We start from the raw sequence: 23559 nt of genomic DNA, 5'->3' as shown, positions 1-23559 counted from the left end.
CGATACGCACCGGGAGGTAAGCAAGAGATACGGAAGTGTGTGCGAGAGGCGGGCCGGAGACGGAAGGATGGCAACTTCCAACTGGCGTACCAGAAGCCTCAGGAGCCCGACCTTGTCTTACGTGCACCATGTCGAGCGGTTCTACGGACTGCCCGCCTTCAACTTTCCGCGGTACGCCGACCCGGCGGACCTGCCACCCGCGGACGCGGTCGCCTGGCGTCTGGACCGGGAGCCGTACGACAACGAAGAGAGCGCGGAGGACTGCTGGAAGCGGTTCACCGAGTCGGTGGATCTGGCGAAGGTGCGGGCGATCATCTTCGGGCAGCCCTGGTACGACGGCGACGGGGGGCGGGGGACCGACGACCTGATCAGTCTTGCCCCCCGGCTGACCGGGCTCGAAGCGCTTTTCCTCGGCGATCTGGAGGACGAGCAGGCGATGATCTCCACGATCTACCTCGGTGATGTCGCGCCGGTCCTGGCGGCCTTCCCCCGGCTGAGGGAGCTGGACCTACGCGGTGGGGACGGCCTGGACTTCCCCGTCTCCGGTCACGAGGAACTGCGCGTCCTGCGCGTCGAGTCGGGCGGGCTGCCCCCGCACGCCGCGGAGCAGATAGCCGCCGCCCGACTGCCGTCGCTGGAACGTCTGGAACTGTGGCTCGGTGACGAGAACTACGGCGGCGGCGTCACGGTCGAGCAGCTCGCCCCGCTGTTCGCCGGGGAGGGCAAGCCCGCGCTGCGCCACCTCGGCCTCCAGAACAGTTTCATCCAGGACGAGTTGGCCGCGGCGTTCGCCTCCGCGCCGGTGGTTCCCCAACTCACCTCGCTGAGCCTGTCGATGGGCACGCTCTCCGACGAGGGCGTGGAGGCACTGCTCCAGGGGCAGCCCCTGACCCATTTGCGGGAACTCGATCTCTCCTTCCACTTCATCAGCCACGAGATGATGCTGCGGATCTGGACGGCCCTGGAGCCGGAGGGGGTCCGGGTGGATCTGACCATGAAGCACCAGCGTGAGCCGGACGACTGGGACGAGGACGGCCGCTACATCGCGGCGTCCGAATGAGCACCCGCCCCACCCACCCCCGTCGAAAGGCCACACCATGCCCCGCGAACCCAAACCCCATGCCCCCGAGTCCCAGGACCCGGACGACCACCTGATCGCCAGTAACTATCTGAACGGCAGGTACCCCTGGCGGGATCCCGCCGAGCAGGTGCCGTACGGGCGCGTGCTGCTCATCGCGGCCAAGCTGAAGTGGAGCCCCGCCGCCGTCGTGGTACGGCTGGGCGCACTGGGATACGCCGACATCCAGCGCTCCGAAGGCCCGCTGCCCGACGCCGTCGAGCCCGACGACGCCCTGCTGATCACGAGCGTGGACACGAGATTCGGCGTCACCCCGGTCGATATCGACAAGACCGTGTCCCTGCGGCAGATCATCGAATCGGCGGCCCGCGCGGAGCGTTCCCCGGCCGATGTCGCACGGCGCATGACCGCCTACGGCTACCAGGTCGGGACCGGCGCCCGGCCGCTGCCCGAGACCGCCAACCCCCGTGATGTCGCGCTGATCAGCACCAGCCGCCGGGGCGAATGGCTCGGCTGGGGCGACGAGGTGTCCGGGCACCATGCGCTCGGCGTGGCACAGGACTTGTCATGCAGCCCTCACTTCGCCGCCAAGCGGTTGGTCGAGCTCGGCCTGCGGCTGCCGTACACACCCGAGCCCGGGGACGAGCGGCTCCTCAAGTACGCCGACGTCCCCGGCGGCGGCTGGATCGGCCGCTGGGGGGCCGCGCCCGTCGCGCACATCCTCGCCGTCGCCCGCGACACGGGCCGCTCCCCGGCGGACATCATCGCCCGGCTGAGCGAACTGGGCTGCCAGCGGCCGGGCGGGAACGCGACTGACACCCCGGAGCCGGACGACCTGGTCCTCCTCAGCGAGAACCTCGACGGCCGGCTGCCCTGGCTGATGAAGAACGATGTCGTCGGCCTCCAGGTGCGGCACATCCTGCGCGCGGCCCTCGTCACGGGGCGGACCCCCGCACAGGTCGCCGAGAGGCTGGCCACGCTGGGCCACTGGCTGCACGAGAACGCGAACCTGCCCGAGACCGCCGACGAGGCGGACATCCGGCTGCTGGAGACGGTGACCCGCTCGTACCTGGACAACGTCCATCTGCAGGACGTGCTGCGCAGCGCGAGCCTGACGGGCCGCAGCCCGGCGGACGTCGCGGCACGGCTGACCGAACTCGGGTACCGGCTGCCGGACGAGGTGACGTACCCGGACGTACTGCCGGGCGTGCGCGACGCGTAGTGCGCGTTCCGCCCCCGGTCGCCGGACGGGCCCATGAGGCCGTCCGGCGACCGGGGGCGGGGCTAGAGCCGCTCGGGAGTACGGATGCCGAGCAGCGCCATGCCCTGGTGCAGCGTGCGGGCCGTGAGGTCGCACAGGAACAGGCGGTTCTCCGCGACCTCCTGCGGCGGCGCCGGCTTCACGACCGGGCACTCCGTGTAGAACGTCGTGAACAGCGACGCCAGTTGGTACAGATACGCCGTCAGCTTGTGCGGCTCGTACGCCGAAGCGGCCTCCGCCACGACCTCGCCGAACTGGTCCAGGTGGAGCCCCAGCGCCCGCTCGGCCGGGGCCAGTTCGAGCTCGGGACGGGCCACCGGCGTACGGTCACCGGCCTTGCCGAAGATCGACCGGGTCCGGGCGTACGCGTACTGGATGTACACGCTCGTGTCGCCGTGCAGCGACACCATCTGGTCCAGGTCGAACTTGTAGTCCCGCGACGCGGAGGTCGACAGGTCGGCGTACTTCACCGCGCCGATGCCCACCTCGGTGGCGCGCTCGACGATCTCGTCCTCCGTGAGACCGAGACCCTCACCCTTCTCCCGGACGACCGCCGACGCGCGCTCCACGGCCTCGTCCAGCAGGTCCACCAGCCGCACCGTCTCGCCCTCACGGGTCTTGAACGGCTTGCCGTCCTTACCGAGGACGGTGCCGAAGGCGAGCTGGACGGCGTGCACCTGGTCGTTCAGCCAGCCGGCCCGGCGGGCGGTCTCGAAGACCATCCTGAAGTGCAGCGACTGGCGGGCGTCCACCACGTACAGCAGGGTGTTCGCCTTCAGGTTCCCCACCCGGTCGCGGATCGCGGAGAGGTCGGTCGCCGCGTACCCGTAACCGCCGTTGCTCTTCTTGACGATCAGCGGCGTCGGATTGCCGTCGGGGCCCTTCACGTCGTCGAAGAAGACACAGAGCGCCCCGTCGGAGCGGACGGCGACGCCCGTCTCCTCAAGGATGCGGCAGGTCTCTTCGAGCATGTCGTTGTAGCCGGACTCGCCGACGACGTCCTCGTCCCGGATCTCCATGTCGAGCTTGTCGAAGACCGAGTGGAAGTAGATCTTCGACTCGTCGACGAACCGCTGCCACCGGGCGAGGGTCTCGGCGTCACCGGCCTGGAGCGCGACGACCCGGTCGCGGGCGCGCTCCTTGAACGCCTCGTCGGCGTCGAAGAGCGTGCGGGCGGCCTTGTAGAGACGGCCGAGGTTCGACATCGCCTCCTCGCCGGAGATCTCCTGCCCACCGCTGTGGTCCAACTCGTGCGGGTGCTCGATCAGATACTGGATGAGCATGCCGAACTGCGTGCCCCAGTCGCCGATGTGGTGGCGCCTGATCACGTTCTCGCCGGTGAACTCCAGGATCTCGACCATCGCGGCGCCGATCACGGCCGAGCGCAGATGGCCGACGTGCATCTCCTTGGCGACGTTGGGCTGCGCGTAGTCGATGACCGTCGTGCCGGGATCGGTGGCGAACGGGACGCCGAGGCGGTCGTCCGCGACCCGCGCGGCCAGCGTCTCGATGATCGCCCGGTCCGTGACGGTGATGTTGAGGAAGCCGGGGCCCGAGACCTCGACCTCCTTGACGACATCGCCGGTGGCCAGCGCGTCCACGACCTTGGCGGCCAGCTCGCGCGGGTTGCCCTTCAGCTTCTTGGCGAGCGCCAGCATCCCGTTGGCCTGGAAGTCCGCCCGGTCGCTACGTCGCAGCAGGGGGTCCGCGGCGCCGGCCTCCGGCAGGGCTGCCGAGAGGGCGTCCGCGATGCGCTGATCGACGGTCGAGGCGAGGGAAGTGACCGGGGCCATGGGCTGGGAGCCGTTCCTGTAGGCGTCGGGTTGACACGTGGTTCACGTGATGGGGCCATTCTCCCACGCGGTCACAAGGCGTTTTCGCATCGTCGGGCGACCTGGGACAATGGCCGTCGTCGCCGGTATCGCAGGCGTATCCCGCAGCGCGCAGCAGAAAGAAGGACGTGCCGACCGTGGCTCAGAGCACAGAGACCGACTGGGTCTCCCGTTTCGCGGACGATGTCATCGCCGAGTCGGAGCGACGTGCGCCTGGCAAACCGGTCGTCGTCGCCTCCGGCATCTCCCCCTCCGGCCCCATCCACCTGGGCAATCTCCGCGAGGTCATGACACCGCACCTCGTCGCCGACGAGATCCGCAGGCGCGGGTACGAGGTCAGGCACCTCATCTCGTGGGACGACTACGACCGGTACCGCAAGGTGCCGGCCGGGATCCCCGGCGTGGACAGCACCTGGGCCGAGCACATCGGCAAGCCCCTGACGTCCGTGCCCGCCCCGGCCGGGTCCGCGTACCCGAACTGGGCCGAGCACTTCAAGGCGCAGCTGATCGGGTCGCTGGCGGAGCTGGGCGTCGAGTACGACGGGATCAGCCAGACCGAGAAGTATCTGGCGGGGACCTACCGCGAGCAGATCCTGCACGCGATGAGGCACCGGGGCGAGATCGACGCGATCCTCGGCCGCTACCGGACGAAGGACAAGGCGGCGGGCGGCCCCGGCGCGGGAAAGAAGCCGCAGCAGAAGAAGGTCGACGAGGCCGAGCTGGAGGCCGCCGAGGGATCGGGCGCTGCCGACGAGGACGACGGCGCCGGGTCGGCCGGGTACTTCCCCTACAAGCCGTACTGCGGCAACGAGGGATGCGGCAAGGACCTGACCACCGTCACGGCGTACGACGACGAGACGACCGAGCTGACCTACGTCTGCCAGGACTGTGGCTTCGGCGAGACCGTACTGCTCAGCGAGTTCAACCGAGGCAAGCTGGTCTGGAAGATCGACTGGCCGATGCGCTGGGCGTACGAGGGCGTGATCTTCGAGCCGTCCGGTGTCGACCACCAGTCGCCCGGGTCGTCGTTCGTCGTCGGCGGGCAGATCGTGCGCGAGATCTTCGGCGGCGAACAGCCGATCGGGCCGATGTACGCGTTCGTGGGGATCTCCGGGATGGCGAAGATGTCGTCCTCCAAGGGAGGCGTGCCGACCCCGGCCGACGCGCTGCGGATCATGGAGGCGCCGCTGCTGCGCTGGCTGTACGCGCGGCGCAGGCCCAACCAGTCCTTCAAGATCGCCTTCGACCAGGAGATCCAGCGGCTGTACGACGAGTGGGACGCCCTGGAGCGCAAGATCGCGGACGGTTCGGTGCAGGCGGCCGACGCCGCCGCCTACTCGCGGGCCACGCGTACGGCGACCGGTGCGCTGCCGCGTACGCCGCACCCGCTGCCTTACCGCACGCTCGCGTCCGTCGTGGACATCACGGCGGGCGCCGAGGAGCAGACGCTGCGCATCCTCAGCGAGCTGGACCCGGCCGACCCGCTGACCTCGCTGGACGAGGCCCGGCCCCGGCTGGACAAGGCGGAGAACTGGATCACCACCCAGGTGCCTGCCGAGGCCCGGACGGTCGTGCGGGACGAGCCCGACCGGGAGCTGCTGGAGTCGCTGGACGAGCAGACGCGCGAGGGGCTGCGGCTGCTGCTGGCGGATCTGGACGCGCACTGGTCGCTCGACGGGCTCACGACGCTCGTCTACGGCGTGCCGAAGGTGCTGGCCGGGCTGGCGCCCGACGCGAAGCCGACGCCGGAGCTGAAGGCCGCGCAGCGGTCGTTCTTCGCGGTGCTCTACCGGCTGCTGGTGAGCAGGGACACCGGGCCGCGGCTGCCGACGCTGCTGCTGGCGGTGGGGGCGGACCGGGTGCGGACCCTGCTGGGGGGCTGAGGCGGGACCGGCCACCGGGTCTGCTGCCCGGTGGCCGTTCGTGCTGAGGGCGTGCTGAGGCGTGCCGCGGTTCAGGCGATGTGTTCGGCGTCCTGCGCGTCCAGTTGTTCCTGGTAGCGGCGCCTGAAGTCCTTCAGGTAGCCACGCAGGGAACTTTCGCTCAACGGGCCGCCGGTACGGCCCACCACGCCGTACAGGTCCTGCAAGTAGATCGCGAACTGGCGGGCGTTGGGCATGTCCTGGCGCTCGCTGACGTATCTCCGGAAGGCGTTGAAGTACGCCTCGTCACGGGACATGCCCTCGGGGAGACTGGGGACGGGGAGTTCTTCCGCCTCGGGCTCGGGCTCGAAGTCGGGCTCGAACTCGACCTGGGGCTGGGGGCCGAGGGGGCGGCGGGGCGGGAACTGCTGTGTCTGCTGGGCCGCCTGCTGCTGATGCTGATCCGGCTGTTCGGCTTGCGGCTGCTCGTCCTCGTACTGCTCGTACTGCTGCTGCTCGTACTGCTGTTGGTCATAGTGCTGCTGGTCGTACTGCTGGGGCTCGTACATGGGGTCGTACGAGCCCTGGTACGGGCCCTCAGGCGCCCGTTGGGCGTCGAACCAAGGGCTCTGGTGGACCGGGGCGCCACCGGTGTCCTGGGGCCGGGTTCCGTGCTCCCGCGCCCACTGCTCCTCCTTCTGGAGCTGGATCCACTCCTCTTCGGTGAGCTCGGGCTGCTGCTCCTGCTGGTTCTGAGGCTGCTGCTGCGCCTGGGGGAGTTCCGGTACGGCCGCCGCCGCGGGGACCGGCGCCGGCGGCAGCAGGGCGGGTTCGATGCCCGCCGCGGCGAGGCCGGCCGGGGCGGTGTCCGCGAGGGGGACGCCGTACTTCGCGAGGCGCAGCGGCATCATCGCCTCGATGGGCGCCTTGCGGCGCCAGTTGCGGCCGTAGCGCGCCTGGAGACGGGCCTGGTAGATGAGCCGGTCCTGTTCGAGCTGGATGATGTCCGCGTAACTGCGGATCTCCCACAGCTTCATCCGCCGCCACAGCTTGAACGTCGGTACGGGGGAGAGCAGCCAGCGGGTGAGGCGGACGCCCTCCATGTGCTTGTCGGCGGTGATGTCCGCGATCCGGCCGACCGCGTGGCGGGCCGCCTCGACGGAGACGACGAAGAGGATCGGGATCACCGCGTGCATGCCGACGCCGAGCGGGTCGGGCCAGGCCGCGGCGCCGTTGAAGGCGATGGTGGCGGCGGTGAGCAGCCACGCGGTCTGGCGCAGCAGCGGGAACGGGATCCGCAGCCAGGTCAGCAGGAGGTCGAGCGCCAGCAGGACGCAGATACCCGCGTCGATGCCGATCGGAAAGACGATGGAGAAGTTGCCGAAGCCCTTCTGCTCGGCGAGTTCGCGCACGGCCGCGTACGACCCCGCGAAACCGATCGCGGCGATGAGAACCGCGCCGGCGACGACGATGCCGATGAGTATTCGGTGCGTGCGAGTGAGCTGCATCGCGGCCACCCGTTGCCCCTCCCGTCCTGGATGTCTGGCGGGGCACAGCCTGGCACATGTGTACGGGTGCTGTGGCGCAGGGAGCCTTGCGCGGCCGGGAGTTGAGGCACGAACGGCCACGTGGTGGGCTGTTTGTCCTCAATCGCCGTACGCGCCCGGCGGTGCCGGGGCGCCCGTCCGGAACGGCCTACTCCGTCGCCGCGGGAACGGCCGCCACCGCTTCCTTCGTCGCCTTCGTCGCGCCCTTCACCAGGTCCGAGGCCGCGGGGGACCTCGCGCCCGCGTAACCCGCGCCGTTGTACGTGAGCGTGATCACCACGTTCTCGGAGCGTGCGACGACCGTCGCGTAGCCGAAGGACTCGCCCGTCTTCGTCACGCTGTAGGTGACCGCCGTCGCCTCGGTGCCGACGCCGGGGGCCGGGGCCGCCTTCATGTCCTTCGCGCCCTGGGTGGCGCGCGCGTTGGCGACCTCCTTCTTGTAGTAGTCCGCGGCGCGGTCCTGGCCCGAGCCGAGACCCTCCTCGGAGTCGTACCGCATCAGGGAGATGTCCAGCCAGCGGTACTGCGAGCCCTTGACGCCGTTGTCGTCCAGCCCGTTCCACGAGCAGCTGCCGCGCGTCGTGATGTCCGAGGACTTGCCCGCCGAGCCCGACTTGTCCTTCGCCTTGGGCACCAGGTCCGTGACCGTCTTCGCGGCGATCGACTTGCACGGGTCGGCCGGCAGCGTCGTGAACTTCGCGGGGGCGACCTTCGGCGCGGCCTTCGAGGTGGTGGCCGCGGGCTTGTCCGCGTCACCGCCGCCGTCGGAGCCGGACGAGCAGCCCGCGGCGACGATCATCACCGGGACGGCTGCGCAGGCGAGCATGCGTACGCGGGTGCGGGTGCGGGAGCGGCTGGGTCGCGGGGCTGATCGCTGCATGGTTCCTTCAGTGTTCCTTCAGTCGATAGTCGTACGGTCCGATCGGCCACGGTAGCCGCCCGGGGCACGACGCAGGGCCCCGGCGGCGGACTCGGCGCCGGGCGGGGGCCCGGCGGGAACGTGGCCCCGGCCCCTCGGCCCGCCCCTACTCGTTGAGCTGATCGGCCAGCTTCCGGGCCAGTCCCCGGGCCTTTTCCTGCAGTTCCTTGCTGTCGGGGACCGTCGTCGGATGGGCCGGCTGCTCCGCGTACCGCACCGTCACGACCACATTCGATGTGCGGAACACCACGCTGACCGTACGGCGCTTGGCGGCCGAACCGGACGGGGCGAAGACGTCGTCCACGAAGGCCGCGTCGCCGAGGTCGTCCAGCAGACGAGGCTGGAGCCCGGGGGGCGGAGTGGTCTTGGCGGGGGTGGTGGTCGTGCCGCTGTTGGGGGTCTTGCCGGCGGACGGGGAGCCGGACGGGGGCCCGGAGGGCTTCTCCGACGGTGATCCGGACGGGCTCGGTTCGCCCTCCGGCTCCTCGTCGACGGGAGGCGGCAGGGCCGCGCCGTCCTCCTTCTTCGCGTAGACCTCCTGCGCCTTGTCGGCGTCGCTCACCGCCGGGTCGTAGGACACGACGCGCTCGACGTCGATCACCAGGTGGTGCGAGGCGTCCGGGGAGTCGGCCGACCAGGAGCACCCGACGCGGCGGTCGGTGTCGTACGTCACGGCCGCCGTTCCCTTGAACACCTTCTCCTGCTGGTCCTCGGGGAGCCGGCCGGCACCCGGCAGCAGATCCCGCAGCGTGGCGCGGTCCACCGACCCGCACGGCTCACGCAGGGTGCGGTACTTGCCCGGAGGCGCTGTGGAGGTGGTGGGGACACCGGCCTTGGCGTCGATGTCGGAGCCGTCGCCGCCGGTACCGGAGGTGCATCCCGCGACGAGCGTCACGAGCAGCGCTGCCAGGCCGGGTACGTACGCCTTTCGCTGCACGGTCCCTGGGCTCCTTATCTACGCGATGTGGACATGAGTTCTAGTGGTCGCACTGGTGAGAACTACGCAGGTGCCGTGCTTGGTTCCTGGTTCCGCACACATGGCGAGTTCACGCGAAAAGGGTTTGCCGCCGCATGGCGTGCGGTGGACACAATGTCTACCTCACGCATTGCCGTGGATGCCGGTCCGCTGTCTGTTTTGGTGGTCCTGGATCCGGTTTTTGCTCTTTCAGACTTTCGGGGGAATCGAGGAACTATGTCGTACGTGGAAGTGCCGGGCGAGAAGGTCCCCATCCGTATGTGGACCGACCCCGCCTCGGTCGAGGACGTCGCGATGCAGCAGTTGCGGAACGTCGCGACGCTGCCCTGGATCAAGGGCCTCGCGGTCATGCCCGACGTCCACTTCGGCAAGGGCGCGACGGTCGGCTCGGTCATCGCGATGCAGGGCGCGGTCTGCCCGGCCGCGGTGGGGGTGGACATCGGCTGCGGCATGTCGGCGGTCAAGACGTCCCTGACGTCGAACGATCTCCCGGGCGATCTGTCCCGCCTCCGCTCCCGGATCGAGCAGGCCATTCCGGTGGGGCGGGGGATGCATGACGAACTGATCGAGCCCGACGGGGTCGGCGCGCGCTGGGACAACTTCTGGGAGCGGTTCGACGGGATCGCGGAATCGGTCAAATTCCGTCAGCAGCGTGCGGTCAGGCAGATGGGAACGCTCGGCGGGGGAAACCATTTTGTCGAATTCTGCCTGGATTCGACCGGTTCTGTCTGGCTGATGCTGCACTCCGGCTCCCGGAACATCGGCAACGAACTGGCGGACTTCCACATCGGTGTCGCGCGGGCCCTGCCGCACAACCAGGACCTGATCGACCGCGATCTCGCCGTCTTCGTCTCCGACACCCCGGAGATGGGGGCCTACCGCAACGACCTGTTCTGGGCGCAGGAGTACGCGAGTTACAACCGCGCCGTGATGATGGACCTCTTCAAGAACGTCGTCCGCAAGGAATTCAAGAAGGCGAAGGTCACCTTCGAGCCGGTCATCTCCTGCCACCACAACTACGTCTCCGAGGAGCGGTACGACGGCATGGACCTGCTGGTCACCCGGAAGGGCGCGATCCGTGCCGGCAGCGGTGACTACGGGATCATCCCCGGCTCCATGGGCACGGGGTCGTACATCGTGAAGGGTCTCGGCAACGAGGCGTCCTTCAACTCCGCCTCCCACGGAGCCGGCCGCAAGATGAGCCGGAACGCCGCCCGGCGGAAGTTCTCGGTGCGGGACCTTCAGGACCAGACGCGGGGCGTGGAGTGCCGTAAGGACTCCGGTGTCGTGGATGAGATCCCGGGCGCGTACAAGCCGATCGAGAAGGTCATCGAGCAGCAGAGGGACCTCGTCGAGGTGGTGGCGAAGCTCAAGCAGGTGGTGTGCGTCAAGGGCTGACGGGGGCGGTACGGGGGGGCGGTGCCGTGCTCGGCGGCACCGCCACTGCCGTGCTAGGGGCCGGCGGACCGGGTCGACGCCTCGTAGGCGCGTTGGGTCAGGCCGATTTCCGCGACGTTCTTCGTCAGTTCGAAGTTGAGCCAGCTCGCCACGTGGACCAGTTCGGTGTTCTCGCCCCACGGCAGACCCGCCGTCCGGTCCTTCGAGTCCAGGTCGGCGTCGGTGAGTTGGAGCAGTTCCGTGCGCCAGGAGTCCTTCAGGGAGTTCAGCCAGGCGGTCGTGGCCTCCGCCGTGCCCGGCCAGTGGATGGACTCGCGCGGTGGCGCTCCCCCGCCGAAGCAGTGGGTGAGGGTGGTGGTCCACCAGAAGCCGATGTGCCACGTGAGCCAGCCGATCGAGGTGCTGGGCACCGGGTCGGGCTCCGGGACCTGCCAGTCGGCGACCCAGCCGCCCACGGCGTCCGGGCGGACCGTCCAGCAGTCGGGGGACGGTTCCCAGAGGCATGCCCGGTCGTCCAGGTCCTTCAGGTAGTACTCGAACAGAGCCCAGGCCATGTCGAGTTGGCGGACCAGCAGGTCAACGCGGGGGACTGGCGTCGTCATGACGGCGAGCGTTCCACCGGGGCCGTCGGGCGGCAAACCATTTACCGGCGCGGGCGGCGCGCGCTCCGAGGCTCCGTACGCGGCCGGTGCGTGGTGTGGTGTTCACTGACGGAGTTCTGCCATTCGAGCCGGGAGACCCCACTCCGTGTCCGACCGACCCAATCTGCTCGCCGACTGCGAGAACTGCTTCGGGCTGTGCTGCGTCGCCCTGCCCTTCGCCGTGTCGGCGGACTTCGCCGCCGACAAGCGGGCCGGGGAGCCCTGCCCGAATCTGCGCACGGACTTCCGCTGCGGCATCCACACCCGCTTGCGCGACAAGGGCTTCCGGGGCTGCACGGTGTACGACTGCTTCGGCGCCGGCCAGCAGGTCTCGCAGGTCACCTTCGGCGGGAAGAGCTGGCGGGAGGACCCGGGCAGCGCGCGGTCGATGTACGCCGCGTTCCCCGTGATGCGCCAGCTGCACGAACTGCTCCGGTACCTCACCGACGCCCTGACGATGGAGCCCGCGCGGAGCCTGCACGGCGATCTGCGGGCCGCGCTCGACGCGACCGTGCGGCTGACGGAGAGCGACGCCGAGACACTGGTGGAGCTGGACGTGGCCGCCCACCGGGCCGGGGTGAACGAACTGCTGCTGCGCACCAGCGAACTCGTACGCGCCGGTGTCCGCGGCAAACGGAAGGAGCGCCGGGGCGCCGATCTGATGGGCGCCAAGCTCAAGGCCGCCGACCTGCGGGGGGCGAATCTGAGGGGCGCCTGTCTGATCGCCGCCGACCTGCGCGGAGCCGATCTGCGGACGGCCGATCTGATCGGCGCGGACTTCCGGGACGCGGACCTGCGGGGCGCCGATCTCACCGGCGCCCTGTTCCTCACCCAGCCCCAGCTCAACGCGGCGAGGGGCGACGCCGCGACCGTCCTGCCGGCCACACTGGCGCGCCCCTCGCACTGGTCGGCGGCCCCCGGCGGTTAGGGCGTGTGTGAAAGTCCCGTCCGGCTCACGGCGCCTGGCACGCGCGCTCGCGGCGTTGTCTTCAAGTCGCCCGAGTACGCCCCGCGGGCGGACGACGCTACTTTCACCGCACGCCCTGGCCGCGCCGTTCCGCCGTGTGCAGGGCGCGTGCCCGGGACATCGCGGCGGCGAAGTCGCGCTGGGTGTCGTCGGACCAGTGCAGCAGGTCGGCCAGGACGCGCGTGAGCGTTTCGCCGGGGCCCCGGCGCCAGCCGTCGCCGGAGAGGGTGTACGTCTCCAGCGCCGCGCTCGCGCGGCGGACGGCCGCGTCGAGGCGCGCGTCGTGGGGAACCCCGGGACCCGGGTCGGGCTCGTGCTCGGGGCCGTCGGTCATGAAAGCTCCCTGTGCACCTTGGTGTTGGAGGCCTGCGCCCGGGGACGGACCACCAGCAGGTCGATGTTCACGTGGTGGGGACGCGTGACCGCCCACGTGATGGTGTCGGCCACGTCGTCCGCGCTGAGCGGCTCGGCGACTCCCTCGTACACCTTCGCCGCCCGCGCGGTGTCCCCGCGGAAGCGCGTGGTGGCGAACCCCTCCGTCTTGACCATGCCGGGCGCCACCTCGATGACGCGGACCGGCGTGCCGACGATCTCCAGGCGCAGGGTCTCGGCCAGGACGTGCTCGGCGTGCTTGGCCGCGACGTAGCCGCCGCCGCCCTCGTACGTGGCGAAGCCGGCCGTCGAGGAGAGGATCACCACCGTGCCGTTGCCGCTCGCGGTGAGGGCGGGGAGCAGGGCCTGGGTGGTGTGGAGGGTGCCGATGACGTTCGTCTCGAACATCTGCCGCCAGTCGTCCGGGTCGCCGCTGGCGACCGGGTCGGCGCCGAGCGCGCCGCCCGCGTTGGCGACCAGCACGTCGACGGACGGCAGACGGCCGAGTTCGGCGGCGAAGGCGTCGACGGCCGCGCGGTCGGTGACGTCGAGGACATGGGCGGTGGCGGAGTGCCCGGCCGCGTTGATCTCGGCGGCCACCGCCTCGATGCGGTCCCTGCGGCGGGCGGTCAGAACGACGTGATGGCCCGCGGCCGCGAGTTGGCGGGCGGTGGCGGCTCCGATGCCGCTGCTCGCTCCGGTGACGACGGCGGTGGGGGTACCGGCGACGGTCATGGCGTGCTCCTCGCGCGTGTGGGCGACTGATCGACTTGTCTCGCCAGGATAGGCACGCGGAGCGGATCAGTGATTGCGCGGGGCATAGATCAGGACCGCCATGCCGACGAGGCAGATCAGCGCGCCGATGATGTCGTAGCGGTCGGGGCGGTAGCCGTCGGCGACCACGCCCCAGGCGATCGAACCGGCGACGAAGACGCCGCCGTACGCCGCGAGGATCCGGCCGAACTCGCCGTCCGGCTGGAGGGTGGCGACGAAGCCGTACAGACCGAGCGCGATCACCCCGGCGCCGATCCAGATCCAGCCCTTGTGTTCGCGTACGCCCTGCCAGACGAGCCAGGCACCGCCGATCTCGAAGAGGGCGGCGACGGCGAAGAGGGCGACGGAGCGGGCCACGAGCATGGGGACCAGGCTGCCATGCGGGTGGAAGACGTATCGACACAGTGACGGTTGGCCAGAAAGGGGGCGATCCGTCGATATCGTCAGATTATGGGAGCAATGCGTAAGGTGATGTTGGTGGTGTCGGCCGCGGCCGTGGCCGTGTCGTTGGGCGCGATGCCGGGCTCGGGCGTGGTGTCGGCCGCGGATTCCGGCACGCGTACGGGCTCGGGCGCGGGGCCGGGCGCGGGTGTGCTTGCTGGCCGGGCGCCGGTCGAGGCCGACGCCGCGCACCACGGGCACATCTCCCTGTGGGGCGGCCGCCTCGCCGTGCGGCTGTCGACCGGCAACCACGGCCCCTCGGACCTGGCCGGCGCGACCGCCCGGCTGGGCTTCTCCGTACCGCTGGCCTTCGGGCAGAAGCTGCCGGACGCCTGCCTGTGGGGCGGGAACCAGGTCGTGTACTGCCGGGCGGGCGCGTTGCGGGCGGACGGGCGGGACAGTGAAGTCCTGCTCGACCTGCGGACCGTCGGTGACCCCGCCGAGGTGTCCGTGGACATCGCCACCGTGTGGAACGGCGGCGCCGACGACGGCAACCCGGACAACGACAAGCACCACGTACTCGTCCCCGCCACCGGCGACCTGTACGTCTACTGAAGCCCGAGACCGGGGCCGAAGCCCGTCAACTACGCCGCCGCGCCGCCGAATTCACGTACGGCCTCGTTGACGATCGCCGCCAGGCGCGTGTGGTGCGCACCGCGCCAGTAGACCTTGCCGCAGTCCGTGCACTGCGCGAACACGTCGTACGTACGCTGCGTGCCCTCCTCCAGCCGCCCCTCGACCGCGTCCTTGTCGGCGGGGCCGAGCCGGCCGTTGCAGGCGGTGCAGCGCGTCCACGGGGCGAGCACGGGCGCGAACCGTTCCAGTACGTCCCGGAGCTGGTCCTCCGTGCGGTCGCTGTAGATGTACGCCCCCGCCCAGATCTCCCGGCGCCGCAGCAGCCCCCGGTCGCGCGAGAGCATGACGCGCCGCTCCTTCGCCGAGAGCGTGGCCAGCGCCGGATCGCCGATGTCCTCGCTCTCGTACGCCGCGTCGACGCCCAGCAGCCGCATCCGGCGCGCGAGGGTGCCGAGGTGGACGTCGAGGAGGAAACGCAGCGGCGCCCCCGGTACGCGCTGGGGCCGGACCACCGCCCGTACCTCCACCGACTCGCCCGCCGCCGGGATGTGCGACGTGGCCACCGGGCGTCCGTCCACCAGGAGTTGACCGGCCTCGGTGAGCGGGACGCCGAGGGATTCGACGACATGGCCGAGCGTGGACGAGCCGTCCGTGGCCACGGTCGTACGCCCGCCGCGCCGCCCGGCCGGGACGAAGACGTGCAGCTCAGGGGCGAAGGTGAGGTGGATCTCCGGTCCGTTCACCTCGTCAGCATGACACCGGGCCGGGAGGCGGGCCAGAGCTTTCCGCGCGGGCCGGGCACGGGATCCGCTTCACTCCGCTTCGAGGTCGAGCCGCCACTCGTTGCACCGCATCGTGTGGCCGACCGGATATTCGAAGTCGCTCTCCCCGAGCAGTTCGAAGCCCACCTTGCGGCACACCGCGTTCGACGCTCCGTTGCCGACCGACGGGAACGCCATCAGAAAGCGGTGCTTGCGCTCCGCCCGCGCCCGCTCCACCACCACCCTCGTCGCGGCGGCGGCCAGCCCGCGCCCCTGGAACTCGCCGAGCACGCCCCAGCCCGTCTCGTACACGTCCTGCCCCCGCCAGGTGCTCTCCCAGAAACCGGTGTTCCCCACCGCCTCACCGCCCGGCAGCAGGACGATCCGGAACATCCGCCCCTTGCCCGTCCGGTCGGCGCTCAGCGTGACGTACCTCAGATGCCTGGCCAGCAGCTGTTCCCCGGTCTCGGGGCCGCCGAGATGCTCCATCAGCTCAGGCGCGTTCGCGGCGTGCAGGAGCCCGAGATCCCCCTCCGACCATGGCTCCAGCCGCACCTGGGGTGATTTCATTTCCATGGAACCGACTGTAGATCGAGGTACTGACAACGGAGCTGGAGGTGCGGTCGCGTGAGCTACACCGGTGTCTGGTCGGTCGGCGCCGTACCCGACGCCGAGGTCGTCGCCCTGCCGCGCAGGTTCGCCCATCTCGACGAGACCTGGACCGTCCCGGACGGCTGCGCCGACGATCTGCGCTGGTGGCTGGGCGGCGGTGACCGCGAGCCGTACTTCACACCGGAACCGACCCCTGCCGCCCACCGCTTCGCCGCGTTCGCGCGTGGCGGCGGTCCCACCGCGCCCGCCGTGGCCGCCATGAAGGACGCGGCGACGGATCTGCTGCGTCACGCGGCTGCCCGGGGGAGCGATCCGGACGGGCTGTTCGTCGAGGCCGTCCGGAAGGGGGAGCCCGCGACCGCGCTCCACCACGGCCTCGGAGCCGAGGCGTCGGCCCGGCTCCCGGGCTGGTTCGGGGACTTCCTCCTCACCGCCGACGAGGTGCGGGCCGTGCTCCCGGGTGCCGAGTCCGTGCTGGCCGTGACGGGAGGACGTCGTACGGAGGTGCTGGCGCGCGTCGACGCGTGGGTGTACGCCATGACGGACGCGCCGGAGGGGGAGTTCGACACGGCCGGACTACTGGCCGGACCGCTGCGGGTGCTCCGGTACGCCGCCGCGCACGGCCTGGGCGTGGTCGCCGCGACCGAGACCTACTGATCCGGGCGGACGGCAGGGAGGTCCGGAGGGACCCCCGGGCTCCGCCGGCCTACTGGACCGCGGGCGTACGCCGTCGGCGGCACGCCCACCGTCGCCGTGAAGTCCCGCACCAGATGCGCCTGGTCGCTGTAGCCCAACTCGGCGGCCAGCCCGGCCCAGTCGAGCTCCTCGTCCGCCTCGGCGCGCTCCAGCGCCTCGTGGATACGGTGCCGGAGGATGACCCACTTCGGTCCGACCCCCACGTACGTGGCGAGCAGCCGCTGCGACGAGCGCGCCGAGATGCCTGCCGCCGACGCCAGTTCCGCCGCCCGCCGGATCGTAAAATCCTCACCGACCAGGCCGACCACCCTCATCGCCTCGTCCGCCCGCGGGTCCGGCCGCGCGCCCAGACCCAGCAGATACGTGTCGAGCGCGGCGACCCGCGCGTCCTCCTCAGGAGGATCCAGGATCGCGGCGACGACGTCCGCGTCCGTCGCGGGCAGCACCTCGGCGATCGGCACCCGCCGCCCCGACCACTCGGACACGGGCCGCGCGTGGCGCGTTCGGTCCGGAGGGGGGGAAGTGTGCGGCGGCCGTACGTGTCGTACGAGTCGTGCGATCCGTACGAGCCGCCGTCGGACCGGCTCCGGATGCCGGAGTGCGAGTGCGCGCACTCCGGCACCGGAATCCGTCCCCCGTTTTCCGTGGTCCGATCCTGTCACCCGCCGGGCCGCGCGCGCACTGCCGGATCCCGGCAATCTTTACGCGTCCTTAATGCCGGGTGCCGTCGCCGAATCGGGCTCTGACAAGCTGGATGGCACCCGCGTTAAGAACGCGTCAGGACAGATCAGGAAGCCGGGTGCCCGGATGGCGGATCAGACGACAGGCCGGACCACGGACCAGGGACCCTTCCAGGAGTACCTGACCGGCTACGACCGGATTCTCTCCGACGTCTCGGTGACCGGTCGCCGCCTCACCCGCGACGAACTCGACTCGCGCCGCGCACTGGGCGAGCAGGCCGCCGAGGCCGGGCACGGCCTGCGGGCCCTCGTCAGCCGGCATCTGACCGCCACCCGCGCCGCCTGGCCCGTCTCGTCGGCGAGCGCGGCGTCCGCCGACAGTGTCCTCGCCGCCGTCGAGCAGGCCGTCGACGCGTTCGCCGAGGGGTACGAGCGGGCCCAGCGGATCGCCGTACGCCGCGAGGAGGCGTCCCGGCGCGAGTTCATCGACGACCTGCTGCACGGACGCAGCGACCTGGGCAGGCTCGCCGAGAGGGCCGGACGGTTCGGGCTCCAGCTCTCCCACGCGCACGCGGTGGCCGTGGCCGTCGGGGAGGCCGCGTACGCGGAGACGGACCCCGCCGCCCGGAACGTCGAACTCGCCCTCGTCTCCCGCTTCGGCGACCGCCGCATCCTGCTGACCACCAAGGACGGGCGGCTCATCTGCGTCGCGCCGGCCGACCAGGGGGACGTCCTCACCTACTTCGCGAAGCAGGCCCACGCGGCGACGGACGGCGGGCGGGTCGCCATCGGGCGCGCGCACCCGGGGGCGGGCGGGGTGGTGCAGTCGTACGAGGAAGCCCTCAACGCGCACGACCTCGCCGACCGGATGGGGCTGGAGGAGCCGGTGCTCCGCGCGGACGATCTGCTGGTCTACCCGGTGCTGAGCCGGGACCGGGAGGCGCTGACCGATCTCGTACGCAGCGCGCTCGGCCCTCTTGAGGAGGCGCGCGGCGGAGCTCGACCGCTGCTGGACACGTTGACGGCGTACTTCGACGCGGGGTGTGTGGCCGCGCAGGCGGCGCGGCGGCTCAATCTGAGCGTGCGCGCGCTGACGTACCGGCTGGAGCGCATACACAAACTCACCGGGTCGGACCCGGCGGAGCCGTTGCACCGTTACACGCTCCAGACGGCCGTGATCGGCGCGCGGCTGCTGGACTGGCCGGCGAAGGACTTCTGAGCATTCCGGCCCGCGCGTGCCCCAGGCACTATGGAGGGGCCCACGGTCCAGGGCCTCGTACGGCGAACTCCGCTGGATCAAGGGAAGGAGTGACGTCAGTCACTCTTGGTGACCGTTCTGGGCACTCCCATTCCATTTGCCATTCCTTTACCATGATTCCGTCCCTCCTGGCCGATCACGGCGGGGACACCCGACCGACCAAGAAGGAAGCAGCAGTTCCACGATGGAGCCTCCTAGTACCAGCCGTGCCAGTTCCTCTCCACGACAGCAGACCGGCGGAGCGGGGGTGGCACGGTGACCGAGATCTTGCTTCTCCTGATCGCCCTCGGGCTGACCCTCGCCTGTGCCGTCTTCGTGGCCGCCGAGTTCTCCCTGACCACCGTCGAGCGCGACAGCCTGGAGCGCGCCGCCGCCGCCGGTGAGCGCGGCGCCGAAGGCGCCCTGAAGGCCGTCCGACGCCTCACGTTCCAGTTGTCCGGCGCGCAGCTGGGCATCACCGTCACCTCCCTGGTCATCGGCATGCTCGCCGAGCCGTCCATGGCCGTGCTGCTGCGCGGGCCGCTGGTGGCCGTCGGCCTCGGCTCGGCCGCCTCGGTCGTGGCCACGATTCTGGGCGTCGTGATCTCCACGGTCGTGCTGATGGTCATCGGCGAGCTGGTCCCCAAGAACTGGGCGATCTCGCGGCCGCTGGCCGTCGCCAAGGTCGTCGCGGGCCCGCAGCGCGGCTTCACCGCCGCCTTCGGCCCGCTCATCCGGCATCTGAACAGCACGGCGAATCGTTTTGTCCGGCGGATGGGCCTGGAGCCCACCGACGAGCTGGCCTCCGCCCGTACCCCGGACGAGCTGATCTCGCTGGCCAGGCACTCCGCCGCCGAGGGTGCGCTGGAGCAGGACTCGGCCGAGCTGTTCGTACGGACACTGCGCCTCGGCGAGCTGACCGCCGAGAACGTGATGACGCCCCGTATCGACGTCCAGGCGCTGGAGGCCGGCGCGACAGCGGCCGACGCGGCCAACCTCACGTACGCCACCGGCCTCTCCCGCTTCCCCGTCTACCGCGACACCCTGGACGAGGTGATCGGCACGGTCCATATCCGTGACGTCCTCGCCCTGGATCCGGAGCGGCGCGCCCGGGTGTCCGTCACCGAGCTGGCCAGCGAGCCGCTGCTGGTGCCCGACACCCTGACCGCCGACCGGCTGCTGGACCGGCTGCGCGCCTCGCGCACGATGGCCGTCGTCATCGACGAGTACGGCGGCACGGCCGGTGTGGCCACCATGGAGGACATCGTCGAGGAGGTCGTCGGCGAGGTACGCGACGAGCACGACCCCGTCGAGACCCCCGACCTGCTGCCCGCGCCGCCGAACGCGGCCGGGCTCGCGACCTGGGAGGCGGACGGCAGCGTACGGATCGACGAGCTGGCGCGGATCGGGCTGGTCGCCCCGGAGGGACCGTACGAGACCGTCGCCGGACTCGTCGCGGCCCGCCTGGCGCGCATCCCCGTCGAGGGTGACACCGTCGAGCTGGACGGGTGGCGGCTGGATGTCCTGGACATCGAGCACCACCGCGCGGACCGCGTGCGCGTCACCGAGCCGGCGCGCGCCCTCGCGGCCGGGACGGACGCGGAGCCGGACCCGGTCTCCGGGCGGCTGCCCAGGCCCGGAACGGCCCGCGGGCTTCCCGCACACGACACCGACAACCCCTCGCGCCAGTACGCCGGAGACGCCCGATGACCACCCTGCAACTCGTCATCGGCGCACTGACGCTGCTGACCAACGCCTTTTTCGTCGGCGCCGAGTTCGCCCTCATCGCCGTCCGCCGTAGCCAGATCGAGCCGCACGCCCGCAAGGGCGACAAGCGGGCGCACACGGTGCTGTACGGGCTGGAGCACCTGTCGGCCATGATGGCCACGGCCCAGCTCGGCATCACCGTCTCCTCGCTGGTCCTCGGCGCCGTGGCCGAACCGGCCATCGCGCACCTGCTGGAGCCCGGCTTCGAGGCGGCGCGGGTGCCCGAGGCCCTGGTGCACCCGATCGCGTTCGTGATCGCGCTGACCGTTGCCACGTATCTGCACATGCTGTTCGGCGAGATGGTCCCGAAGAACATCGCGCTCGCCGCGCCCAGCAGGACGGCGCTCCTGCTCGGTCCGCCGCTGGTCGCGCTGACGCGCGCGCTGCGTCCGCTGATCTTCGGCATCAACGCGTTCGCCAACGTCCTGCTCCGGCTGATCAAGGTGGAGCCCAAGAACGAGGTCGCCGCCGTCTTCAACGACGACGAACTCGCCCGTATGGTCGCCGTCTCCAGCGAGGCGGGGCTGCTCTCACCGGCCGACGGCGAGCGGCTGCGGGACGCGCTTGAGCTGGGTACCCGCCCGGTCGGCGAACTCCTCGTACCGCTGCGCCGGATGGTCACCGTCGACCACCGGGTGACGCCCGAACAGCTGGAGCGGATCGCCTCGTCGGCCGGCTTCTCGCGGATACCGGTCACCGGGCCCGCCGGTGCCGTCCTGGGCTATCTGCACATCAAGGACACCCTCGGTGTCGCCGACCGGACCAAGCCGTTTCCGCGCGCGACCCTGCACGCGGTGACGCGGGTCCGGATCGACACCCCGCTGGACGACACGCTCACCGCGCTGCGGGCGGCCGACAGCCATCTCGCGGCCGTGACGGGCGAGGCGGGCACGGTGCTGGGCTTCGTGACCATGGAGGACGTGCTCGGTGAACTGGTGGGACCGGCCGCGGCGGCGTGACCCCGCGCCCTTCGCCGGCGGGTGCTCGGGGTGCTCACGGGCCCTCAGGGGCCCTCAGGGTCAACCACTTTGCAGGGGACGGCCGCTGCGCAGATTCCAGCGGCCGTTCCGCCCGCTCAACTCCGTGACCGTCAGCGGCTGTACGTCGATACGCCAGAACACCTGCATCGGCGCGCCGATCGCGTGCACAATCAGCGCGCGTACGACATCGGGCTCGGCCACGGCGAGGACGCGCGCCGATTCGCGGCGCGCGTCGACGCCCAGCGCGTCGAGCCAGTGGCCGAGCCGGCTGTGCAGCGCCTTCAGCGACTCCCCGCCGTGCGGCGACGCCGTCGGGTCGGCCAGCCAGGCGGCGACCGCCTGCGGCTCGGTGGCGCTGACCTCGTCCAGCCGCTTCCCGCGCCAGCGGCCCATCGCGCAGGTGCGCAGTTCGGGCAGGGGCTCCGCGACCAGGCCGAGCGCCTCGGCCGTCTGACGGCAGCGCACCGAGGGGGACGCGAACACCCGGTCCGCGGTGGCCCGCTGTTCGGCGACGGCGTGCGCGCCCCGTACGGCCTCGGCCTGGCGCAGCCCGGTCGCGTCCAGCGGACCGTCGGCGAAACGCGCCTCGCGCAAGGCGGTGCTGAGCGCCGGTGAGATCAACGTCACGCGTGTGGTCATCGGGCTCTCCAGGGTCGTACGTTCACGGGACGCCGCCCGCGCCGCTCAACTCCCGCGCCGGCCCGGGGCCGGGGCGAGGGACGAGTGCCCTCTTGGCCCACCTGCCCGATCGCGGTACGTTCACGTCGATATCACGACGGCAAGACGGAAGTCCGGTGAGATTCCGGCACGGTCGCGCCACTGTATGCCGAGCAGCCACCGCGTACGCGCGGCGAGGAGGCCCGGTGAGTCAGACCCGATGGTCGTCGTGCGAGCTCCACTGAACGGGACGCGAGTTCCCAAGGAGGTTGTGCCGTGGCTGAGTCCATTGCGCCCCCGGCCGTTTCTTCACCCGCCGGATCAGCGATATCGCCCCTGACTCCCTTGCCCCTGCGGGCGGTTCTGCCCTGGGCTGTCTTCGTGGGCACGCTGATGCTGGTGCTGCTGTACTTCGTCGGTGCCGAACAGGGCGCGACGTCGGTGTTCTCCGGGGCGGGGGTGCACGAGTGGGTGCACGACGGCCGTCATCTGCTCGGCTTCCCCTGCCACTGATCTCACGGACGGAGGCCACCCTCGGAGAACATCGCCATGCAAACGTCCACCGTCAGAACCCTTCTGGTCCGCGGCATGATCGCGGGCGTCGTCGCCGGACTGCTCGCCTTCGCGCTCGCCTACGTGGTGGGGGAGCCGTCCATCGACTCCTCCATCGCCCTGGAGGAGTCGCAGTCCGCGCCGGCGCATGAGCACGACGGCGCGTCCGGCGCGTCCGACGCGTCCGACGCGTCCGACGCGGCGGGTGCGCCTGCCGCGCCCGCCGAGGAAGAGGAGGAACTGGTCACGCGGCCGGTCCAGTCGACCTTCGGTCTCGCGACCGGCGTCCTCGTCTACGGCGTGGCCCTGGGCGGCATCGCCTCCCTGGCCTTCGCCATCTGTCTGGGCCGGGTCGGCCGGCTCCGCCCCCGGGCGACGGCCGCACTGGTCGCGGGCGCCGCCTTCACCACCGTCTATCTGGTGCCGTTCCTCAAATACCCCGCGACGCCACCCGCCGTGGGCAATCCCGACACCATCGGCAAGCGCACGACGCTCTTCTTCCTGATGATCGCGCTCAGCGTGCTGGTCGCCGTCATCGCCGTCATCGCCGGACGGCGGCTCGCGCCGGCGCTCGGCAACTGGAACGCGACCGTCGCCGCGGGCGGCGGCTATGTGGTGGTCATGGCCCTGGCCTGTCTGCTGCTGCCCGCCAACACCGACGCGGTCAAGGAGACCTTCCCGGCCGCGCTGCTCTGGGAGTTCAGGCTGGCCTCCCTGGGCGTGCAGGCGCTGCTGTGGACAGCCTTCGGGCTGATCTTCGGCGCGCTGGCGGAGCGCGTACTGCGTCCCGTGGACGCTCAGGCGGACGGGCGGGGGCCGGAGGCCGTAACGGGTGCGCCGGCCGCACGCGCCGGCTGACGCGCGGAGGAGCCCGGGGGAGACCCGAGGAAGACGACAGGTCGCTCTCACGACTCGCGCCCGGCAGGATTCCTGCCGGGCGCAAGTCATGTATGGGCCATCCGTGTATGAGATC

At 71.0% G+C, this 23559-nt stretch carries 24 protein-coding genes and 1 riboswitch; of the genes, 12 read left to right on the top strand and 12 right to left on the bottom strand.

Annotated features, from left to right (window positions below; translation table 11 throughout):
- Positions 1–121: 121 nt before the first annotated feature.
- Together ACIBBB_RS20570 and ACIBBB_RS20565 are read left to right on the top strand one after the other, a co-directional pair.
- Positions 122–1060, top strand: a complete 939-nt coding sequence (locus tag ACIBBB_RS20570; RefSeq protein WP_398983970.1) for an STM4015 family protein — start codon at positions 122–124, stop codon at positions 1058–1060.
- 37 nt (positions 1061–1097) lie between these two features.
- Entirely contained in the window at positions 1098–2300 is a 1203-nt protein-coding gene (locus ACIBBB_RS20565; protein ID WP_398983887.1) for a hypothetical protein, read from the top strand.
- A gap of 62 nt (positions 2301–2362) precedes the next feature.
- Here ACIBBB_RS20565 and argS read toward each other — a convergent pair whose 3' ends face one another.
- Positions 2363–4132 (bottom strand): arginine--tRNA ligase, encoded by a 1770-nt coding sequence (gene argS / locus ACIBBB_RS20560; RefSeq protein ID WP_398983885.1) that lies wholly within the window; start codon positions 4130–4132, stop codon positions 2363–2365.
- Between the two features lie 167 nt (positions 4133–4299).
- On the opposite strand from argS, the gene lysS reads away from it, so the two are divergent.
- Entirely contained in the window at positions 4300–6054 is a 1755-nt protein-coding gene (lysS, locus tag ACIBBB_RS20555) for a lysine--tRNA ligase (RefSeq protein WP_398983883.1), read from the top strand.
- 71 nt (positions 6055–6125) lie between these two features.
- On the opposite strand, the gene ACIBBB_RS20550 is transcribed toward lysS, so the two are convergent.
- From ACIBBB_RS20550 to ACIBBB_RS20540, 3 genes are all read right to left on the bottom strand, one after another.
- Positions 6126–7550 carry a DUF2637 domain-containing protein gene (locus tag ACIBBB_RS20550; protein WP_398983881.1) on the bottom strand — a complete coding sequence of 475 codons (1425 nt, stop codon included), beginning with the start codon at positions 7548–7550 and terminating at the stop codon, positions 6126–6128.
- Positions 7551–7728: 178 nt separating this feature from the next.
- Complete coding sequence (locus ACIBBB_RS20545; protein ID WP_398983879.1) at positions 7729–8460, bottom strand: DUF3558 family protein; 732 nt, start codon at positions 8458–8460, stop codon at positions 7729–7731.
- Positions 8461–8605: 145 nt separating this feature from the next.
- Positions 8606–9436, bottom strand: a complete 831-nt coding sequence (locus ACIBBB_RS20540; protein ID WP_398983877.1) for a DUF3558 domain-containing protein — start codon at positions 9434–9436, stop codon at positions 8606–8608.
- A 255-nt stretch (positions 9437–9691) separates the two neighbouring features.
- On the opposite strand from ACIBBB_RS20540, the gene ACIBBB_RS20535 reads away from it, so the two are divergent.
- Positions 9692–10873 (top strand): RtcB family protein, encoded by a 1182-nt coding sequence (locus ACIBBB_RS20535; protein WP_398983875.1) that lies wholly within the window; start codon positions 9692–9694, stop codon positions 10871–10873.
- Between the two features lie 53 nt (positions 10874–10926).
- Here the strand turns inward: ACIBBB_RS20535 and ACIBBB_RS20530 are convergent, their stop codons facing one another.
- On the bottom strand, positions 10927–11475 hold the full coding sequence (locus ACIBBB_RS20530; protein WP_398983872.1) for a DinB family protein: 549 nt from the start codon (positions 11473–11475) through the stop codon (positions 10927–10929).
- 145 nt (positions 11476–11620) lie between these two features.
- Here ACIBBB_RS20530 and ACIBBB_RS20525 point away from each other — a divergent pair, with 145 nt between their 5' ends.
- Positions 11621–12442 (top strand): pentapeptide repeat-containing protein, encoded by an 822-nt coding sequence (locus ACIBBB_RS20525; protein WP_398983870.1) that lies wholly within the window; start codon positions 11621–11623, stop codon positions 12440–12442.
- A 103-nt stretch (positions 12443–12545) separates the two neighbouring features.
- On the opposite strand, the gene ACIBBB_RS20520 is transcribed toward ACIBBB_RS20525, so the two are convergent.
- The 3 genes from ACIBBB_RS20520 to ACIBBB_RS20510 all read right to left on the bottom strand — a co-directional run bounded on the left by ACIBBB_RS20520 (position 12546) and on the right by ACIBBB_RS20510 (position 13990).
- Positions 12546–12815, bottom strand: coding sequence for a hypothetical protein (locus tag ACIBBB_RS20520; RefSeq protein WP_398983868.1), 270 nt, complete (start codon positions 12813–12815; stop codon positions 12546–12548).
- Complete coding sequence (locus ACIBBB_RS20515; RefSeq protein WP_398983866.1) at positions 12812–13588, bottom strand: SDR family NAD(P)-dependent oxidoreductase; 777 nt, start codon at positions 13586–13588, stop codon at positions 12812–12814. The genes ACIBBB_RS20520 and ACIBBB_RS20515 overlap by 4 nt, the downstream gene beginning before the upstream one ends.
- A gap of 66 nt (positions 13589–13654) precedes the next feature.
- On the bottom strand, positions 13655–13990 hold the full coding sequence (locus ACIBBB_RS20510) for a YnfA family protein (protein ID WP_398983864.1): 336 nt from the start codon (positions 13988–13990) through the stop codon (positions 13655–13657).
- A gap of 87 nt (positions 13991–14077) precedes the next feature.
- Here ACIBBB_RS20510 and ACIBBB_RS20505 point away from each other — a divergent pair, with 87 nt between their 5' ends.
- On the top strand, positions 14078–14623 hold the full coding sequence (locus tag ACIBBB_RS20505; RefSeq protein ID WP_398983862.1) for a hypothetical protein: 546 nt from the start codon (positions 14078–14080) through the stop codon (positions 14621–14623).
- Between the two features lie 29 nt (positions 14624–14652).
- Here the strand turns inward: ACIBBB_RS20505 and ACIBBB_RS20500 are convergent, their stop codons facing one another.
- Both ACIBBB_RS20500 and ACIBBB_RS20495 read right to left on the bottom strand, forming a co-directional pair.
- Positions 14653–15387, bottom strand: a complete 735-nt coding sequence (locus tag ACIBBB_RS20500) for a Mut7-C RNAse domain-containing protein (RefSeq protein WP_398983860.1) — start codon at positions 15385–15387, stop codon at positions 14653–14655.
- A 69-nt stretch (positions 15388–15456) separates the two neighbouring features.
- A complete protein-coding gene (locus ACIBBB_RS20495) occupies positions 15457–15981 on the bottom strand; it encodes a GNAT family N-acetyltransferase (protein WP_398983857.1) in 525 nt (174 codons plus the stop codon).
- A 51-nt stretch (positions 15982–16032) separates the two neighbouring features.
- On the opposite strand from ACIBBB_RS20495, the gene ACIBBB_RS20490 reads away from it, so the two are divergent.
- A complete protein-coding gene (locus ACIBBB_RS20490) occupies positions 16033–16674 on the top strand; it encodes a hypothetical protein (RefSeq protein WP_398983854.1) in 642 nt (213 codons plus the stop codon).
- Here ACIBBB_RS20490 and ACIBBB_RS20485 read toward each other — a convergent pair.
- Positions 16668–17198 (bottom strand): helix-turn-helix domain-containing protein, encoded by a 531-nt coding sequence (locus tag ACIBBB_RS20485; RefSeq protein WP_398983852.1) that lies wholly within the window; start codon positions 17196–17198, stop codon positions 16668–16670. The genes ACIBBB_RS20490 and ACIBBB_RS20485 overlap by 7 nt on opposite strands.
- 322 nt (positions 17199–17520) lie before the next feature.
- On the opposite strand from ACIBBB_RS20485, the gene ACIBBB_RS20480 reads away from it, so the two are divergent.
- The 3 genes from ACIBBB_RS20480 (at position 17521) to ACIBBB_RS20470 (ending at position 21356) form a co-directional block, all read left to right on the top strand.
- Positions 17521–18612 (top strand): PucR family transcriptional regulator, encoded by a 1092-nt coding sequence (locus ACIBBB_RS20480; protein WP_398983850.1) that lies wholly within the window; start codon positions 17521–17523, stop codon positions 18610–18612.
- A gap of 294 nt (positions 18613–18906) precedes the next feature.
- Positions 18907–20340, top strand: a complete 1434-nt coding sequence (locus ACIBBB_RS20475; RefSeq protein ID WP_398983848.1) for a hemolysin family protein — start codon at positions 18907–18909, stop codon at positions 20338–20340.
- On the top strand, positions 20337–21356 hold the full coding sequence (locus ACIBBB_RS20470; RefSeq protein ID WP_398983846.1) for a hemolysin family protein: 1020 nt from the start codon (positions 20337–20339) through the stop codon (positions 21354–21356). Before ACIBBB_RS20475 ends, ACIBBB_RS20470 begins: the two co-directional genes overlap by 4 nt.
- Before the next feature lie 60 nt (positions 21357–21416).
- Here ACIBBB_RS20470 and ACIBBB_RS20465 read toward each other — a convergent pair whose 3' ends face one another.
- Positions 21417–22016: a histidine phosphatase family protein gene (locus ACIBBB_RS20465; protein ID WP_398983844.1), complete on the bottom strand. Its 600-nt coding sequence runs from the start codon at positions 22014–22016 to the stop codon at positions 21417–21419.
- Positions 22017–22117: 101 nt separating this feature from the next.
- Positions 22118–22274: riboswitch (cobalamin riboswitch) on the top strand.
- A 36-nt stretch (positions 22275–22310) separates the two neighbouring features.
- Here ACIBBB_RS20465 and ACIBBB_RS20460 point away from each other — a divergent pair.
- A complete protein-coding gene (locus ACIBBB_RS20460) occupies positions 22311–22547 on the top strand; it encodes a CbtB-domain containing protein (protein ID WP_398983841.1) in 237 nt (78 codons plus the stop codon).
- A gap of 36 nt (positions 22548–22583) precedes the next feature.
- Positions 22584–23444: a CbtA family protein gene (locus ACIBBB_RS20455; protein ID WP_398983839.1), complete on the top strand. Its 861-nt coding sequence runs from the start codon at positions 22584–22586 to the stop codon at positions 23442–23444.
- Positions 23445–23559: the final 115 nt, after the last annotated feature.

The sequence above is a fragment of the Streptomyces sp. NPDC051217 genome (assembly GCF_044455465.1).
GTDB lineage: Bacteria > Actinomycetota > Actinomycetes > Streptomycetales > Streptomycetaceae > Streptomyces.
The sequence above is the reverse complement of the archived record's forward strand: the minus strand, read 5'-3'. Positions and strand labels throughout refer to the sequence as shown.

What these genes read in the sequence shown, in the direction of transcription:
- ACIBBB_RS20545 (WP_398983879.1), bottom strand. Translation starts at nt 8,460, where the DNA reads ATGCAGCGATCAGCCCCGCGACCCAGCCGCTCCCGCACCCGCACCCGC.
- ACIBBB_RS20510 (WP_398983864.1), bottom strand. Translation starts at nt 13,990, where the DNA reads ATGCTCGTGGCCCGCTCCGTCGCCCTCTTCGCCGTCGCCGCCCTCTTC.
- ACIBBB_RS20535 (WP_398983875.1), top strand. Translation starts at nt 9,692, where the DNA reads ATGTCGTACGTGGAAGTGCCGGGCGAGAAGGTCCCCATCCGTATGTGG.
- ACIBBB_RS20520 (WP_398983868.1), bottom strand. Translation starts at nt 12,815, where the DNA reads ATGACCGACGGCCCCGAGCACGAGCCCGACCCGGGTCCCGGGGTTCCC.
- ACIBBB_RS20565 (WP_398983887.1), top strand. Translation starts at nt 1,098, where the DNA reads ATGCCCCGCGAACCCAAACCCCATGCCCCCGAGTCCCAGGACCCGGAC.
- ACIBBB_RS20470 (WP_398983846.1), top strand. Translation starts at nt 20,337, where the DNA reads ATGACCACCCTGCAACTCGTCATCGGCGCACTGACGCTGCTGACCAAC.
- ACIBBB_RS20530 (WP_398983872.1), bottom strand. Translation starts at nt 11,475, where the DNA reads ATGACGACGCCAGTCCCCCGCGTTGACCTGCTGGTCCGCCAACTCGAC.
- ACIBBB_RS20465 (WP_398983844.1), bottom strand. Translation starts at nt 22,016, where the DNA reads ATGACCACACGCGTGACGTTGATCTCACCGGCGCTCAGCACCGCCTTG.
- ACIBBB_RS20505 (WP_398983862.1), top strand. Translation starts at nt 14,078, where the DNA reads ATGGGAGCAATGCGTAAGGTGATGTTGGTGGTGTCGGCCGCGGCCGTG.
- ACIBBB_RS20455 (WP_398983839.1), top strand. Translation starts at nt 22,584, where the DNA reads ATGCAAACGTCCACCGTCAGAACCCTTCTGGTCCGCGGCATGATCGCG.
- ACIBBB_RS20495 (WP_398983857.1), bottom strand. Translation starts at nt 15,981, where the DNA reads ATGGAAATGAAATCACCCCAGGTGCGGCTGGAGCCATGGTCGGAGGGG.
- ACIBBB_RS20480 (WP_398983850.1), top strand. Translation starts at nt 17,521, where the DNA reads ATGGCGGATCAGACGACAGGCCGGACCACGGACCAGGGACCCTTCCAG.
- ACIBBB_RS20515 (WP_398983866.1), bottom strand. Translation starts at nt 13,588, where the DNA reads ATGACCGTCGCCGGTACCCCCACCGCCGTCGTCACCGGAGCGAGCAGC.
- argS (WP_398983885.1), bottom strand. Translation starts at nt 4,132, where the DNA reads ATGGCCCCGGTCACTTCCCTCGCCTCGACCGTCGATCAGCGCATCGCG.